Origin of the sequence: Ktedonobacter racemifer DSM 44963, assembly GCF_000178855.1 — a bacterium.
Classification (GTDB): domain Bacteria; phylum Chloroflexota; class Ktedonobacteria; order Ktedonobacterales; family Ktedonobacteraceae; genus Ktedonobacter; species Ktedonobacter racemifer.
In genome coordinates this window covers 803,985-817,597 of the sequence record NZ_ADVG01000005.1, presented here as the reverse complement: position 1 = coordinate 817,597, position 13,613 = coordinate 803,985, and the positions used below count along the sequence as shown (strand labels likewise).

The window sequence follows — 13,613 nt, the reverse complement described above, 5'->3', positions numbered from 1 at the left end:
GCTTTGTACTCAAAGCACTATCTGGATTGGAAGTTGGGAACGTGACAGAGAGGACATTCTGCGCCCAGGTTTGTAGCGAAGAGCCCATCATTGGCAGCGCCACGCACGCGGATACCTGGCTGCTTCTAGAATATACCGGCACCTGGTATCATAAAGCCCTGGAAGAGAGCACGCTAGCTGAGAGCGTCAAGGAGTGGGTGGCAGCTCAACGTCAAGGGCTACCACGCCTGCGCGTGCAATTGATCAAGCAGCATAATCAGCCGGTCGCCGCGCCCCGGTGCTTTCTGGCCGTCGCCCGCGAGGGGCGCTTCCTGTTCTATAGCTTTCAGCTACGCCAGTACGAGGATCTGCTCGCCCTCGACATTGCAGATATCGCGCGCCATCCCGAGCGCTACCAGGCCCATCGTACCGATGAGCCACTCTACCTTGTCTGTACGCATGGGAAGCATGATCAGTGCTGCGCCAAGTTCGGCCTGCCTATATATAATGAGCTGCGCACCCTGGTAGGGGAGCAGGCCTGGCAGACCTCGCACCTGGGGGGCGATAAATTTGCCGCTAACGTGGTCTGCTTCCCGCATGCTATTTACTACGGCCACGTCACGCGCTCCGATGTGCCGCGCATTGTCGAGGCGTATCGTCAAGAGCAGATCTACCTTGCAAAATACCGTGGACAGAGCTGTTATAATGCGGTTGAGCAGGCCGCTGATTATTTTCTCCGCCGGGCGTGTCACGATAACCACCTCCAGGCATTTCGCCTGGTTGAGGCGCGCCAGGAGGGCGAGATCTTGCTCTTCTCCGTTGTTTTTCAAGCCACTGGCGACGAGAGCAGGCATACACTTACGCTCGCATGCGAGCCACGCGAGGTCACCAGCTATAGCACCTGCAAGGGTACCTGGAGGCATACCATTACCTATTACCACTTGCGTCACTATAGCCATGCCCCGCTCGTCGCCCTCTCATAAAGGATTGTGCTGGTGATGGATACACGTGTCTCGCGTCGCTTCTGGGCAGGCTCCTGGCCGCTGCTCGTGGCTCTGCTCTGTCTGCTAACTGCCTGTACTGATACATCGACTCCTCCCACGGCTTCTCGTACGCCGACTGCGACCATGATCAGTACCCACCCGCTCACGCATGCCATGGGGACGACCCAGATACCCATTCAACCCCAACGCGTGGTCGTGCTCGATACCGAGGCGCTGGATGATAGTCTAGCCCTGGGTATTACCCCTGTAGGGGCGGCCGTGTCCGAGCAAGGCGCATCCTATCTGGGATATCTCCAGGGAGCGAGCCACCAGATCCCCAAGGTCGGAACCACCGCGCAGCCCGACTTGCAAGCCATTACAAAGCTCAAACCCGATCTCATCCTTGGCAGCAAGGTCTACCACGAGGATATCTACAACAAACTCTCGCTGATTTCTCCCGCGATCTATACCGAGACTGTTGGCTCAACCTGGAAAGAGAACCTGACCCTCTATGCCAAAGCCTTAAATAAAGAGCAAGAGGGCGTGCTCCTCTTGCAGCAGTATCAGCAGAGCATTACAGCGCTGAAAACCCAGGAGGGCGAGAGCCTGGGCAAGACCCATGTCTCAGTTCTGCGGATTATGCCTGACCGCGTTCGCATCTATATGCAGGATACCTTTATTGGCCGCATCTTGCAGGATGCCGGGCTTCCCCGTCCAGTGGGGCAGGACCAGCAGAAGAAATTCTCCCAGGACAACACCTACGATAACCTCGCCCAGATGGATGGAGATGTCATCTTCATCACACTCTATGACAAAAGCAATGACCAGCTCAAAGCGCTCACGAACCAGCCCGACTGGCAACAGCTAAACGCCGTCAAGGACAAGAAAGTCTACCAGGTTGATGACGATACCTGGATGGAAGGCCTGGGGATAGGCGCGGCTACCCACGTCGTCGCCGATCTCACAAAGGACCTGGCACCCGCGCAGTAAAGCAGGCATGTGGGTGGTGTGATCGATGGCGAAAATAGGTGGCAAGAAAGTGGTATGGCAAGGATGCGCGAAGTGGCACTTGTCTTGTGTCCAATTGCTTCGTAGAATGGCAGGCATACATGAAGCAACGGAGGAGCAACACGCCCATGTCACACATGCACATCACATCGATCACACTTGAAGGGAAGGTCGCCAGACTCGAACCACTTCAGCTGAAACACGCAGCCGATCTTTATGCCGCTGGCCAGGAGGCGCGGATCTGGCGCTATATGTCCGCCAATCCAGGTATCTCGCGTGCAGCCATGGAGCAGTGGATCGAGACCGTTCAGCAGGCCCAGGCAGCAGGCCATGAATTACCCTTCGCCATTGTCAGCCGGGAAACGGGCCAGGCAGTGGGATCGACACGCTATTTAAATATTGTTACCAAGGATCGTGGTCTGGAGATTGGCTGGACCTGGCTAACTCCTGCCGTACAGCGCACCGGCATCAATACAGAATGCAAATATCTCCTCCTGCGCCATGCCTTCGAAACCCTGGGGGCTATTCGTGTGCAGCTCAAAACCGATAGCCGCAACGAACAATCACAGCGGGCCATTGAACGCATCGGCGGTGTGAAAGAGGGCATCCTACGCAACCATGTCATCATGCCGGACGGCTACCTGCGCCACTCGGTCTACTACAGTGTGATCGATAGCGAATGGCCCTCCGTCAAGGGGCGCCTGGAGCAAATGATGCAGCGCTAATGCGCACTTTTTACGCTCATGTTGTAAGTGTTGTATTTCCACTGGAGCGGTGCTGACTTTCCACTGGAGCGGTGCTGACTTTCCACTGGAGCGACGCTGACTTTCCACTGGAACAGCAAATTTTGCAGTGGAGCGGGGAGAAAAGCCGCGCTTTTTCTCCCCGCTCCAGCCAAACGCCACAAACCCATCAATAAGCAGTGAAGCCTCCTCATGAAATTGTTCCTCGCCCCATGGCAAGCGATAATGGGGTCAGCGTATCGAAACCTGAAAACTGTACGCTAAGGTTTGGATGCGCTGACCCCTGCTATGAGTGAATAGGGCAGGGTTTGATTTGAACGGAATGGTAAGAGAGGCGGGATCGCGCTTGTTCATAAAAAGGGGGGAACTATGCTGGATCCTACTGCCCTGTGACAAGGTTCATTGTAGTGCAGTGCTGGCACAACTGCACTACAATGAACAGCGTCGAGCAGAGAAATCAGTATCCTAGCGTCCGATCAATAACGGAACCATCGATCGCATTAATGGTTAAAAAGCTTTCCATGCTGTGGTCGATCAGCAGTGGATTGCTAGGTTGAGGACCACCAGTGCCGTAGAAATCCCAGACCGGGACCATCGTATAGGTGGCTTGATCCTTGTTCTGTACCCGCATCATGCCCAGGGTGATCCGCTTGATCGTATAGGTCGTATTCCCCTTGCTTGTATCGTTTTGCGCATAGTGGATGAAGAATTGCTGCTTAAACTGGTTCATCGCATCCTGAAATGACAGAATCTGGGCATTCGAAGAGACGGTCCCGGTCTCATGCATCGGAGATATCCAGGAAAACTCAATCACCCCCGTATCATTCACCAGCATAAACAACCGCTCATAGGGATACGTTTGCTGATAGGCGTTCTGGTTTGGATTAGTCAAATCCACGGTCGTAGGGACGCCAGCAACATCACGGGTAAACCACATGCCATAGGCTTGATTCATCGTATTGGGATGATCACTAGCCGAGTGCGGGATTAAGGTCCCCAGTTGTACCTGGGTGAGCCTCAGATCTGTGGCTCCCACGGCCTGTAATGTCTGTTGCGCCAGGGCTTTGGCCTGACCCAGCGACATGCTCATGCCTCGGGCCGGACCAGTCAGGTCGGAATAATTATAGACATCAGTGATGTCATGATTCGCCAAATTTACACTACAATTTTTGGCATCATCAGACGCCATAATGTCCAGCGTCGTATCATACCCTTTGCCAGAGTCGGCATAAACTGAGAGCATATTTCCATGAAATCCTTTTATGACCTTTGCTCCACTCCCAAAGTCACTCTCATCAAGCCGTTGCAACTGTCCAGTCATTGGTGTTCTTTGTCGTGTTTCTGGTGCCAAGGATGCCCTTGACAATATACTCGTCGGATTAGAGAACTTCGAGTAAGCAGGTGATTTGCCCCTGGTGGCAAGGAGGGCAAGTCCTACGCCTACGTTGACTGATTGTGTTGTGATCTCTTTGTTTCCCTGAGCACCTGGCAGTTGGAGCGCCTGTATAAGCGCGGCCAGCTTTTGATAGTCCACTTTGGACCAATCAACTGTATTGTCATATAATTGCTTTCCCGGTATGAGGGTGTTGGTAATTTTGTTCACCGTATCTTGCGTAAAACAGGCTGGTTGCGTCGTCACCACCGGGATCTTCGAGGTGTGAGGGAGCTGCACTGGGGCGTTGACATTCAAGGTGACGGCTCCCTGTGTCTGCTGATACACCAGCGTCCGAGGAACCCCTTGCAGCAGATTGGTATTCTGCGTATTATTCTGCACAATCGTATTGATGTTCTGTTGCTTGCCAACCACTGGAGGGGTTGTAGGCGTGCTCTGGCAAGCGGCAAGTGATCCGACGACGATGAGCAACATCGTTAGCAGGAGAACCTTTGGGGCTGGCGCGGGCCGAGCAAAGACATGCTTGACGTGTACCTGTTTATGCACCTCATCTTTTTTCATTGTTTTGTTTCTCTCTCCTAGCGGAAAACATATTCCTTATGACGCAAAAGTGACGTTGAGAGAAAAGGGATCATGGCCTTTTTCCCGGCTGAAATCTCAACATCACGATACAGTCTAGAGGGATACTGCATCATGCAGGTACACAAGTTGTATCAAGATTGTAAATGTTTTTGCCCGTTTGTTCAGCAAGAGGGATATGCAGAGAGAAACAGCGCTTCATGGCTTGCTGCTCAGAGACATTGTGAAGAATAGAGCTGGTTCTTTCACTTCCAAAGTCAATTGCATGAGCAGTGCTGCATTATTAAACTTCCATGCGGCAGTTTGTGGAATAGTTTGCTCGTCCAATAAAAGCAGGCGTCCCGGCATATGCATCCCCTGGGCTATGGCCTCAGCGGTGCTCATCAAATCAACCGTCCCGGCAGCATTCACCGCGCTTATACGCATGGATAGAAACATCCCTGTTTGAGCATCCAACGAGACGCTTATTTTCGTCTGCATGGTAGGCTGATTGGATCGGGCAACGAAGGTAATATCCCAATATTGTAATGCTGGATTCCCACTATCATCCATGATGGTTCTCTGTTCTGCTTGAACGATATATGCCTTAGGGAATTGATGAAGTGGCACGAGCGCACTTTTATGTAAAAGAGTGGTTATTTGCTGAACACAGGCATCGACCGCCTCTTTCATATCCATACTGCCATTACTCAACCCTTTGGAGAGCACACTTTTCTGGACACCTTGCTCATACAATTGCACACTTCTGGTCATTTGTGCCACGGACACCAGCGATGGTGTGAGCGTTTTGCTGGCGGCAGTGGCGTTCTGCTGTTGAGAAAAAGAGATGCCTGTACTCACCGTAGAGGGAGAATCCAGGATACTATCCTCTGTTCTGCTGAGCAATACGCCGGGCATGAGCACGCTCCCTGTCACCAGGAGACTCACCACGAAGGTCACAACAATGTACCAGAAGATCCTATTCTTCATCCTCATACTCCTCTTGTACATGGAAACAGGGCAAACTGATGCTGACGCTGGTGCCAATTCCTATGCTGCTAGAAAATTGCAACGTGGTATGATGCAACGTGGCAATTTTGCTGGCGATGCTCAATCCCAGTCCCGCACCATTCTGTGCTCTGGAGCGGGACGTATCAACCATATAAAATGCCTCGGTGATCTTGCCCAGTTCTTCTTGCGGTATGCCTCGTCCATGATCGGTCACGATAAAAGTATATTGCTCACCATCCCGACTCCCTCGCAACTCAACGGCTGTGCCGGCACTCGATGCTTTTCGTGCATTGTCCATAAGATTGAGTAACAATGTCTTCATGAGGTCAGGTTCAACCTGCACCCACCCTTCCTGCGCCGATGCCTTGATGGTCATATCACTCTGCACAAAAGAGGGAGTCGCTGCTCGAACAATGTATCCCACCAGCTCATCAGCAGCGATCGGCACAAAGGTGAAGTCATGCAGTTCCAGGACCACCAGATTCAACATTTTCAGTGAAAGTGATTCCAGGCGATTGGCTTCATTGTAAATATAATTGGCGGCTTTGAAGACCGTCGCCGGATCCAACTGACGAGAACGCAGCATGTCGGCGTACCCAACGATGGAGGTCATCGGCGTCTTGAGTTCATGCGTGAAATTGGCGATAAAATCATCCTTGATGCGAGCGGACTGCTCTAACGCATTGATCTTCTCCTCTACCGAGGCAGCCATCAGATTAAAACTTTGTGCAAGTTCTCCAATTTCATCGGATGAGTGGATATCTGCACGCCTCTCGTAGTCTCCTGCGGCAATTCTCCTGCTGGTCTGGGTGAGTCGGCGCACAGGACGGGTCAGCAGCCATGAGATCACAAAAGCCAAAACCGCACTCATCAGGATATTGACACCCTGATAGAAGATAAAGCTATGCATCTGCGCATCCCTTTGCGCAAACACCTCGCTGATATCCTGGCTATAGCTGAGATACATCTTCTCGGAGCCATAGGTCAACAATCCGGTCACAAAGAGGGTATAGGTCTTTCCATGACGTGAAAGCGCAGACATCACTTGTCCAGCATGCAAAGAGGTCAGTTTCGTACTATCTGGTGCTTGTTTTCCCGCATCCGGGTAAATCTCTTTACCGCCAGTATTATAGACAAGAATGGCTCTTTCTCCTTGTCCGCTCTGCTGCAGACTGATGGCAATGCCTTGTGCGGCAGTGCGTACCGTATCATCGGTCATGGCTTGCCCCTGCAACTCTTGCGTGGCAAGCGCGGATTCAAACATATACTGCAGCGAGAGGTGCTCTTCAATAGCGAGATTCACCTCCCTGTCTTTGGCGGCGGTGAAATTTGAGGAGATCAGCAAGTAGCCACCGATAGCAAAGGAAAGCGCGACTGCGGCCACGATACAGATAAAGATTTTGAGAGAGAACCGCATCCTTACACTTCCAATCGATAGCCAATCTTGTACACGGTCTTAATTTTGTCTTCCCAACCCAGCTTTCGACGAAGCCGTTGGATATGCAAATCCAGCGTTCGCGTATTCCCCATAACATTTGAATCCCAGATCCGTTCAAACAGTGTCTCGCGAAAGAGCGCGATATTCTTATTGCGCACCAACATGACCAGCAATTCGTATTCTTTCAGAGTCAGTTCTACCGGTATGCTACTCTTCGTGACTAATCGCGATTCGGTGTTGATCTCCAGATCCTCTATCACCAGCATCCTCTTGTCTTTGTTGTAGCGCCGGAGTATCGCTTCGATTCTGGCGGTAAGCTCTACAATGGCAAAGGGTTTGACGATATAATCATCCGCGCCCTGCTTCAACCCCTTCACTTTGTCGGTAATCGAGCTTCTGGCAGTGATAATGATCACCGGAATACCAAGCGGACGAATATACTCCAGAAGTTCATACCCATTCACATGGGGCAACATAATATCGAGCAAAACTAGATCAAAGCTATCTCGCTCCAGCAGGTCGGCGGCGCTCAGGCCATCAAAGACACAGGTGCAGCTAAACCCTGTATCACGTAAATTCATGTGGATCAAATCATTGATCGCGACGTCATCTTCAGCAATAAGTATTTTCATATCTATCTGTCCTTCGCAGTAACTATTCAGCAGGGAATTCTAGGGGGACTGCAAGGTCCTTTGGCGAGTGTCGGGTGTCCTCACACTCCCTCGTATCCCGCTCCTTTAGGAATGCAAAGGGGTAGGTCTCTGAATAGTTTCACGCACGTTGGATGTCGCGGCTTGATACTGCCATCAAAGCAGCATTCAGCCGTACCATCTCATTTTGTACCATAGATGTAACAAAGTTGTATACACAGCCGATTTCGCAGAAAAATATCTTAAATATTACAACCAGGATACAACTTCTATGCAACCACGAAGCAAAATGGTCCTAGTATTGAAAAAACATATGAAACAGGGAAGGTTTCCAATGCTCTCTACTCTTCGTTCCGATATTCAACGTGCTGTTCTCTCCAGAGGATTTCTCGCTGGTGCGTTTGGCATGGCGATAGTGATCGTTCTTGCTTCCACAGAAAGTCTTTACACAACGTTTGAAAACGCTCCTCAATTGCCACCAGGCTACCATGTAGAGCTGATCAGGAATGCGTTGTCATCGGATATGGTTATGTTCGCGGTGCCTATTCTTTGCGCACTCCCCTTTACGCCCGTCTTTGTGGATGATATTCAGAGCGGCTTTATCAAACAGTTTTTGCCGCGCTGTGGGGTCAATGCCTATATCCTGGGAAAGCTTCTTGCCTGTGCCATTTCAGGTGGGCTTGTGCTCTTGATCGGTATACTCCTGGCCTATGTTCTCTCTACATTAGGACTCACACTATTGGAAGATCCGTTCGACGGAGGGATTATCGCGACATATTCCGCTATAGTCCTGGAAAAAGCGGCGCTGTTCCTCTGTTCGGGCATGCTCTGGTCCCTGGTGGGCTTTACCCTGGCAAGCATGACAAAGAGTCGCTATATGGCCTATGCAGCACCTTTCGTTTTGTACTATATCCTCATTATCGTGCATGAACGCTACTTTGGTGCATGGTATTACCTCTATCCCAGGGAATGGCTGAATCCTTCTCATTTCTGGATTCTGGGTGACTGGGGACCGGTCCTGCTGCAGTCGGTATTCATGATCGGTTTCAGCATCCTATTCGCCATCTTTGCAAAAAGGAAACTCAGTAATGGATAACATCAGAAAAGTTGTTCTCGTGGCTATGTATAACTTCCACGGGTGGTATAAAAATCCACGCATTCTCATCACATTCGCGCTGTCCTTCATTCTGTGTTTTTTGCTCACCAACAAGGTGCTCCAGTTTGCGGATGATTTCCACACGACCATGCAACTAGTGGAGGCCTTCGTCTGGACATTTAGTGATAGCAATTCTATTTTGCTTTCCTCGCTCCTGCTGGTGTTGCTGTTCGCAGACATCCCTTTTCTCAATGCAGGCGTGCCCTTTTACCTGGTACGCATTAATCGGAACATATGGCTGCTGGGCCAGACGCTCTATATCATTCTTGCAACCAGTGTGTACCTTGCCTTTATCCTTGGGGCAACGATGTTGCTGTGCGAGAATAATGCGTTTGTTGGCAATATCTGGAGTGAGACCGCAGCGATCCTCGGCTATTCCGCCGCAGGACAGGCCACTGGACTCTCTGTGACCGTGAAAACGTTGGAGATGTCCACGCCCTATGCCTGTATGGGGACGATCTTTGTCTTGATGCTTCTCTATACACTGCTGATTGCTTTTCTGATGCTGGTGTTCAATCTTCTCAAGGGGCAAATCTGGAGTGTCGCAGGAGTTTTCATCTTCAGTCTGTACGGCTTTCTGCTCAATCCACAACTCATCAAGACCCTATTCAATTGGCCAGATCAACTGATGTATAAAGCCAATGTGATCGTGGGTTGGCTCTCTCCACTCAACCAGGCCACCTATGGCATGCACAATTTTGGCTATGACCTCCTGCCTCGTATCTGGCAAAGTTGTGCGATTTTCGCGGTGTTACTCCTTCTCAGCTATGGCATAGCCTTCTATGCCATACGTACCTATAATTTTCATTTCATTGGAACAGAGGACTAAGTATATGAATATCGCCATTCACATAGATCACGTCAGCAAAGATTTTGGACCAGAACATATTCTCCGTGATGTTTGCCATGATTTTGAGGAAGGGAAAATTCATGGCATTGTTGGTAACAACGGGAGCGGCAAAACCGTGCTGATGAAGTGTATCTGTGGCTTCCTTCTCCCGACAAAGGGCAAGGTGTTTGTTCACAATCAACAGGTTGGCAAAGATATTGACTTCCCGGAAAGCCTGGGCCTCATCATCGAAACGCCTGGTTTCCTGCCAGGACTGACAGGGGGAAAAAACTTGAAAATATTAGCCTCTTTGCGGGGAAAGATTGATGACGCGACCATTTGTGAGGCTATGAAACGGGTGGGCCTGGACCCCCATATGAAAAAAACGGTGAATAAATACTCTCTTGGGATGCGCCAACGCCTGGGAATAGCACAGGCGATCATGGAGAATCCCCGCCTGCTCATTTTAGATGAACCATTCAACGGGTTAGATAAACAAGGTGTACTCCACATGAGAGAGTTGATCCTGCGTCTGCGTAATCAGGGAAAGACGATTCTTCTCGCCAGCCACAATGCCCAGGACATTGAGGTGCTCTGTGATACGGTCTGTGAGATGGACTTGGGAGTGTTAACAACGGTACGCAGTGCCTCATCCAATCCCTCTATGCTGGGCCTTCCCACCATTCGATGATGAGGAATGCTTCAGGCATGTGGTCATGCCTTGTCCAGATAGGGGTCAGCGTATCCAAACCTTAGCGTACAGTTTTCACCTTTGGATACGCTGACCCCGATAATGAATGTTCCTGGTACGTTCATTGCTGCAAACGCTAAAACGCGAGATACTCCTTGCAACGACGCGACGGTCTGAGCCTCCCGCAGGAAGTGCTGGCAGCAAACACTAAAACGCGATGATGCTCCTTGCAACGCCGGGTAGCAAAGATGCAGGGCTACGAGCGCATCATGCAGCAAACGCTTAGACGCGATCTTCCCTTTTGTGGCGCAAACAAGAATCAAGGCCATCAAGCATCCGAAACCGTGGCAGCAAACGCTTGGTCGCAATATTCCCTTTTATTGCCTGAGAAAAATGTTTCCTATATCCGTCGCCTTTTACAAAATAGTTTGCGAGAGGCACTCTCTCTATCCATTCTACTGATGCATGCAAATGTATCAGTAGAATGGATAGGGTATGAAAAGCGGCTTCTACAGATGTAGGAGGTGCAACGAACAACGTGTGCCGCACCTCCTCTCGCAATTGTGCGAAGGACACATGCTGCATACGAATGCCACAAACATTGCTATATTAATCAGGTTGTTGAGAAAATAGGATACCTGGGAAAGAGGGCAAGACGGTGCATATAGGAATAGTATGCGTCATGTGGCAGAAATTGGTTATTTTGACACGTCCAGGAGCATGGTATGCTTCTGATAGACGGAAAAGAAGCTTGATGGCAGGATAGGCAAAGGAGGCGAGAATGAACTACACTTATCTTCACAAGGATGAACTTTCGCGTTACGGAACCCCCAATGAGTTCCAGGGCTACCAGCATGGAGATACCAACATTTCATGTATCTGGGTCGAACTGCCACCAGGGGGTGGCCCACGTCTCCATAAGCACCCCTACGAAGAGGTCTTTATGGTACAGGAAGGCCAGGCAACCTTTACGGTTGGCTCAGACACACTTGAGGTGAAGGCAGGGAGCATCGTAATTGTGCCAGCAGGGGTGCCGCATAAGTTTATCAACTCTGGTGAGGGGCTGCTTCGGCAGGTTGATATCCACGCGAGCCCGCGATTCATCACAGAGTGGCTTGAGGACTGAATAAGGCTCAGCCAGTCCAAAACATCACCGCAACCAGTCCAGTGGAAAAACAACACTTACAGTAGATGTAGGTGTTGTTTTTCCACTGGAGCGGCGCTGACTTTCCACTGGAGCGGCGCTGACTTTCCACTGGAGCGGTGCTGACTTTCCACTGGAGCGGTGCTGACTTTCCACTGGAGCAGCGAATTTTGCAGTGGAGCGGGGAGAAAAGCCGCGCTTTTTCTCCCTAGTCCAGCCTGCGCAGGCACCTGACGAATAAGCCTGCTGTGGCACTCACCAGGGTGAGCGCTCCCGCAACAAGAAACAATATCCGAGTTCCCCAGGTGCCGGCGATCGCGCCCGAGCCGTAGAGTGAGAGGGGCACAAAGCCGACGCTCGCTAGCATGACGAAGCTCATCACCCTGCCCAGCATCTCCTTTGCTACGTTGGCCTGGATGAGCGAGAGGAAGAGCACGAGCAGCATCCCGTTGAGCAGGCCCACACCTGCCAAGCAGAACATCGTCAGGGGCAGCGGTGTGAAGGCTACCCCGGCCAGCAGCGGTGCCTCCAGAATCTGTATCAGGCAGAAGAAGCGCCCTCGCGCCCGAGTCGGGCTGTAGACGCCGGACAGAATGAACCCAAGCACCGAACCGAGGCCAAAGCTCCAGAGCAGTAGGCTGTAGCCCTCAGCGCCAACGTGCAGCACATCCCGCGCAATCAGCGGCAGGCCGACTGAGGTCGGGCCGATCGCCGCCAATGCCGCGCATGTGTCGATCAGCAGCAGTGCGATCAGCCAGGGGAAGCTCATGACGTAGCGCACCCCATCGCGCGCATCATGGTGCAACGACTTTTTTGTCTCCCGTAGAGCGCGGGCCAGCGGGGCCATCAGCAGCGCTGCCAGTACCGCGACGGCGAAAGAGAGGGCGTTGATGCCGAAGGCAGCCGCTGTGCCAAGTGTCGCCACGACCAAACCTGCAGGCAGCGCGCCGATCAAGGTACCCAACTGCGAGATTAGGGCCATCAGCGAATTCGCGCCATCAAGCTGCTTGCGAGGTACCAAGTGAGGGGGAATGCTGCCTGCTGCCGGGTCGAAGATGCCTGTTGCCACACTGTGCGCGCTGAGAAGCATGCAGAGCAGCCAGAGCGGCGCGTAACCGGTAAGCGCCAGCAGACCAAGCGCGCCTGAGGTTGCTACGCGCGTGGCATCGGACCAGAGCATCACCGTGCGCGGGTCGAGCCGATCGGTAATGATCCCCCCGGCGAGGGTCAGCGGAATTCTGGGGATCGACAGGGCCAGCATTGCCAGCGCCAGATCGAGCGGCGAGCCCTTCAACTGCTGCAGCACCAGCCAAGTCACGGCGATCACCTGGAAAGAGTTGCCCAACGCGGAGATTGTCTGCCCAATCCACAGCAGGCGGAAGTCTCGGTCACTCAAAGGGGCGATCATACGGGTAAGGCTCAACCGTTTCATCGCGGCCCCTCTCGCTCCATGCTTACTGGTGGCAGCCTGTGAAGCAGGTAGCTGACAGCGACGAACTGTTCGTAGGTATCCCGCTCCGGATCTTCCAGAGCCTGGTAGATTTCGCGACCCACGGCGTCGAGCAATTCCTGGATACGCGCCAACCGATCCGCGGGGAGCCGTACCAGCTCGTGCGCGAACCGCATCTCTGGTATGTGTCCGTTAAAGAACGTGTTCGCCCTGATGTACTCCTGGCTCAGCGCCTCCAGAGTGCTTTCCACCAGTTCCTGATCTCTAGCTGTTTCTTTTGTCTCTGGTGCGAGGCGTATCACGCGCGCCACGGCGCGGTAATATTTCTCGATTACGCCGCCTTTTGGCTGCTGGGAGACAATCTCAATCAGCCCCGCCGCCTGCAACTCGCGCACATGGAAGTGCAGGCGCGGCGGCGAGACCTGTAGCAGATCAGCGAGCTGTTTGTTGGTGTAAGGTGCGTTGGTTAACAGGCCAAGTACGCGCTGCCGTAGCGGATGGGCGAGGGCGCGAATCTGTTCGGGCGTCTCCAGGACAAGCTCGTCTCGCATTGGTGGCTCCCTTTCTATGATCAGCTCTA

The 13,613-nt window shown here is 52.1% G+C and carries 14 protein-coding genes; 8 read left to right on the top strand and 6 right to left on the bottom strand.

Features of this window, described 5'->3' with window-relative positions; translation table 11 throughout:
• The first annotated feature begins 41 nt into the window (after window positions 1-41).
• The 3 genes from KRAC_RS57575 to KRAC_RS57565 all read left to right on the top strand — a co-directional run bounded on the left by KRAC_RS57575 (window position 42) and on the right by KRAC_RS57565 (window position 2,695).
• Window positions 42-962 carry a sucrase ferredoxin gene (locus KRAC_RS57575; protein WP_007922865.1) on the top strand — a complete coding sequence of 307 codons (921 nt, stop codon included), beginning with the start codon at window positions 42-44 and terminating at the stop codon, window positions 960-962.
• Window positions 963-977: 15 nt separating this feature from the next.
• Entirely contained in the window at window positions 978-1,952 is a 975-nt protein-coding gene (locus KRAC_RS57570; protein ID WP_007922863.1) for an ABC transporter substrate-binding protein, read from the top strand.
• A 146-nt stretch (window positions 1,953-2,098) separates the two neighbouring features.
• Window positions 2,099-2,695, top strand: coding sequence for a GNAT family N-acetyltransferase (locus KRAC_RS57565; protein WP_007922862.1), 597 nt, complete (start codon window positions 2,099-2,101; stop codon window positions 2,693-2,695).
• A 475-nt stretch (window positions 2,696-3,170) separates the two neighbouring features.
• Here the strand turns inward: KRAC_RS57565 and KRAC_RS57555 are convergent, their stop codons facing one another.
• The 4 genes from KRAC_RS57555 to KRAC_RS57535 all read right to left on the bottom strand — a co-directional run bounded on the left by KRAC_RS57555 (window position 3,171) and on the right by KRAC_RS57535 (window position 7,745).
• Window positions 3,171-4,667 (bottom strand): DUF6034 family protein, encoded by a 1,497-nt coding sequence (locus KRAC_RS57555; RefSeq protein ID WP_007922858.1) that lies wholly within the window; start codon window positions 4,665-4,667, stop codon window positions 3,171-3,173.
• A gap of 216 nt (window positions 4,668-4,883) precedes the next feature.
• Window positions 4,884-5,654, bottom strand: coding sequence for a hypothetical protein (locus tag KRAC_RS64680; RefSeq protein WP_007922852.1), 771 nt, complete (start codon window positions 5,652-5,654; stop codon window positions 4,884-4,886).
• The gene (locus KRAC_RS64675; protein ID WP_007922851.1) at window positions 5,644-7,092 is read right to left on the bottom strand and encodes a sensor histidine kinase; all 1,449 of its coding nucleotides are present in this window, start codon (window positions 7,090-7,092) and stop codon (window positions 5,644-5,646) included. Before KRAC_RS64675 ends, KRAC_RS64680 begins: the two co-directional genes overlap by 11 nt.
• A gap of 2 nt (window positions 7,093-7,094) precedes the next feature.
• A complete protein-coding gene (locus KRAC_RS57535) occupies window positions 7,095-7,745 on the bottom strand; it encodes a response regulator transcription factor (RefSeq protein WP_007922850.1) in 651 nt (216 codons plus the stop codon).
• A 352-nt stretch (window positions 7,746-8,097) separates the two neighbouring features.
• Between KRAC_RS57535 and KRAC_RS57530 the strand changes: the two genes are divergently transcribed.
• From KRAC_RS57530 to KRAC_RS57515, 5 genes are all read left to right on the top strand, one after another.
• Complete coding sequence (locus tag KRAC_RS57530; RefSeq protein WP_040448574.1) at window positions 8,098-8,859, top strand: hypothetical protein; 762 nt, start codon at window positions 8,098-8,100, stop codon at window positions 8,857-8,859.
• On the top strand, window positions 8,852-9,748 hold the full coding sequence (locus KRAC_RS57525; RefSeq protein WP_007922848.1) for a hypothetical protein: 897 nt from the start codon (window positions 8,852-8,854) through the stop codon (window positions 9,746-9,748). The genes KRAC_RS57530 and KRAC_RS57525 overlap by 8 nt, the downstream gene beginning before the upstream one ends.
• Before the next feature lie 4 nt (window positions 9,749-9,752).
• Window positions 9,753-10,439, top strand: coding sequence for an ABC transporter ATP-binding protein (locus KRAC_RS57520; protein WP_007922847.1), 687 nt, complete (start codon window positions 9,753-9,755; stop codon window positions 10,437-10,439).
• 269 nt (window positions 10,440-10,708) lie between these two features.
• Window positions 10,709-10,960 carry a hypothetical protein gene (locus tag KRAC_RS73405; RefSeq protein ID WP_169461080.1) on the top strand — a complete coding sequence of 84 codons (252 nt, stop codon included), beginning with the start codon at window positions 10,709-10,711 and terminating at the stop codon, window positions 10,958-10,960.
• Between the two features lie 260 nt (window positions 10,961-11,220).
• Window positions 11,221-11,565, top strand: coding sequence for a cupin domain-containing protein (locus KRAC_RS57515; protein ID WP_007922841.1), 345 nt, complete (start codon window positions 11,221-11,223; stop codon window positions 11,563-11,565).
• Between the two features lie 226 nt (window positions 11,566-11,791).
• Here KRAC_RS57515 and KRAC_RS57510 read toward each other — a convergent pair whose 3' ends face one another.
• Window positions 11,792-13,015, bottom strand: coding sequence for an MFS transporter (locus KRAC_RS57510; protein ID WP_007922839.1), 1,224 nt, complete (start codon window positions 13,013-13,015; stop codon window positions 11,792-11,794).
• The gene (locus tag KRAC_RS64670; protein WP_007922835.1) at window positions 13,012-13,584 is read right to left on the bottom strand and encodes an ArsR/SmtB family transcription factor; all 573 of its coding nucleotides are present in this window, start codon (window positions 13,582-13,584) and stop codon (window positions 13,012-13,014) included. Before KRAC_RS64670 ends, KRAC_RS57510 begins: the two co-directional genes overlap by 4 nt.
• Between the last annotated feature and the right edge of the window lie 29 nt (window positions 13,585-13,613).

Coding starts and splice junctions, on each gene's coding strand:
- KRAC_RS57525 (WP_007922848.1), top strand. CDS start 8,852: ATGGATAACATCAGAAAAGTTGTTCTCGTGGCTATGTATAACTTCCAC.
- KRAC_RS57520 (WP_007922847.1), top strand. CDS start 9,753: ATGAATATCGCCATTCACATAGATCACGTCAGCAAAGATTTTGGACCA.
- KRAC_RS57565 (WP_007922862.1), top strand. CDS start 2,099: ATGTCACACATGCACATCACATCGATCACACTTGAAGGGAAGGTCGCC.
- KRAC_RS57535 (WP_007922850.1), bottom strand. CDS start 7,745: ATGAAAATACTTATTGCTGAAGATGACGTCGCGATCAATGATTTGATC.
- KRAC_RS57555 (WP_007922858.1), bottom strand. CDS start 4,667: ATGAAAAAAGATGAGGTGCATAAACAGGTACACGTCAAGCATGTCTTT.
- KRAC_RS64670 (WP_007922835.1), bottom strand. CDS start 13,584: ATGCGAGACGAGCTTGTCCTGGAGACGCCCGAACAGATTCGCGCCCTC.
- KRAC_RS64680 (WP_007922852.1), bottom strand. CDS start 5,654: ATGAAGAATAGGATCTTCTGGTACATTGTTGTGACCTTCGTGGTGAGT.
- KRAC_RS57510 (WP_007922839.1), bottom strand. CDS start 13,015: ATGAAACGGTTGAGCCTTACCCGTATGATCGCCCCTTTGAGTGACCGA.
- KRAC_RS73405 (WP_169461080.1), top strand. CDS start 10,709: ATGCAGCAAACGCTTAGACGCGATCTTCCCTTTTGTGGCGCAAACAAG.
- KRAC_RS57570 (WP_007922863.1), top strand. CDS start 978: ATGGATACACGTGTCTCGCGTCGCTTCTGGGCAGGCTCCTGGCCGCTG.
- KRAC_RS57515 (WP_007922841.1), top strand. CDS start 11,221: ATGAACTACACTTATCTTCACAAGGATGAACTTTCGCGTTACGGAACC.
- KRAC_RS57530 (WP_040448574.1), top strand. CDS start 8,098: ATGCTCTCTACTCTTCGTTCCGATATTCAACGTGCTGTTCTCTCCAGA.
- KRAC_RS64675 (WP_007922851.1), bottom strand. CDS start 7,092: ATGCGGTTCTCTCTCAAAATCTTTATCTGTATCGTGGCCGCAGTCGCG.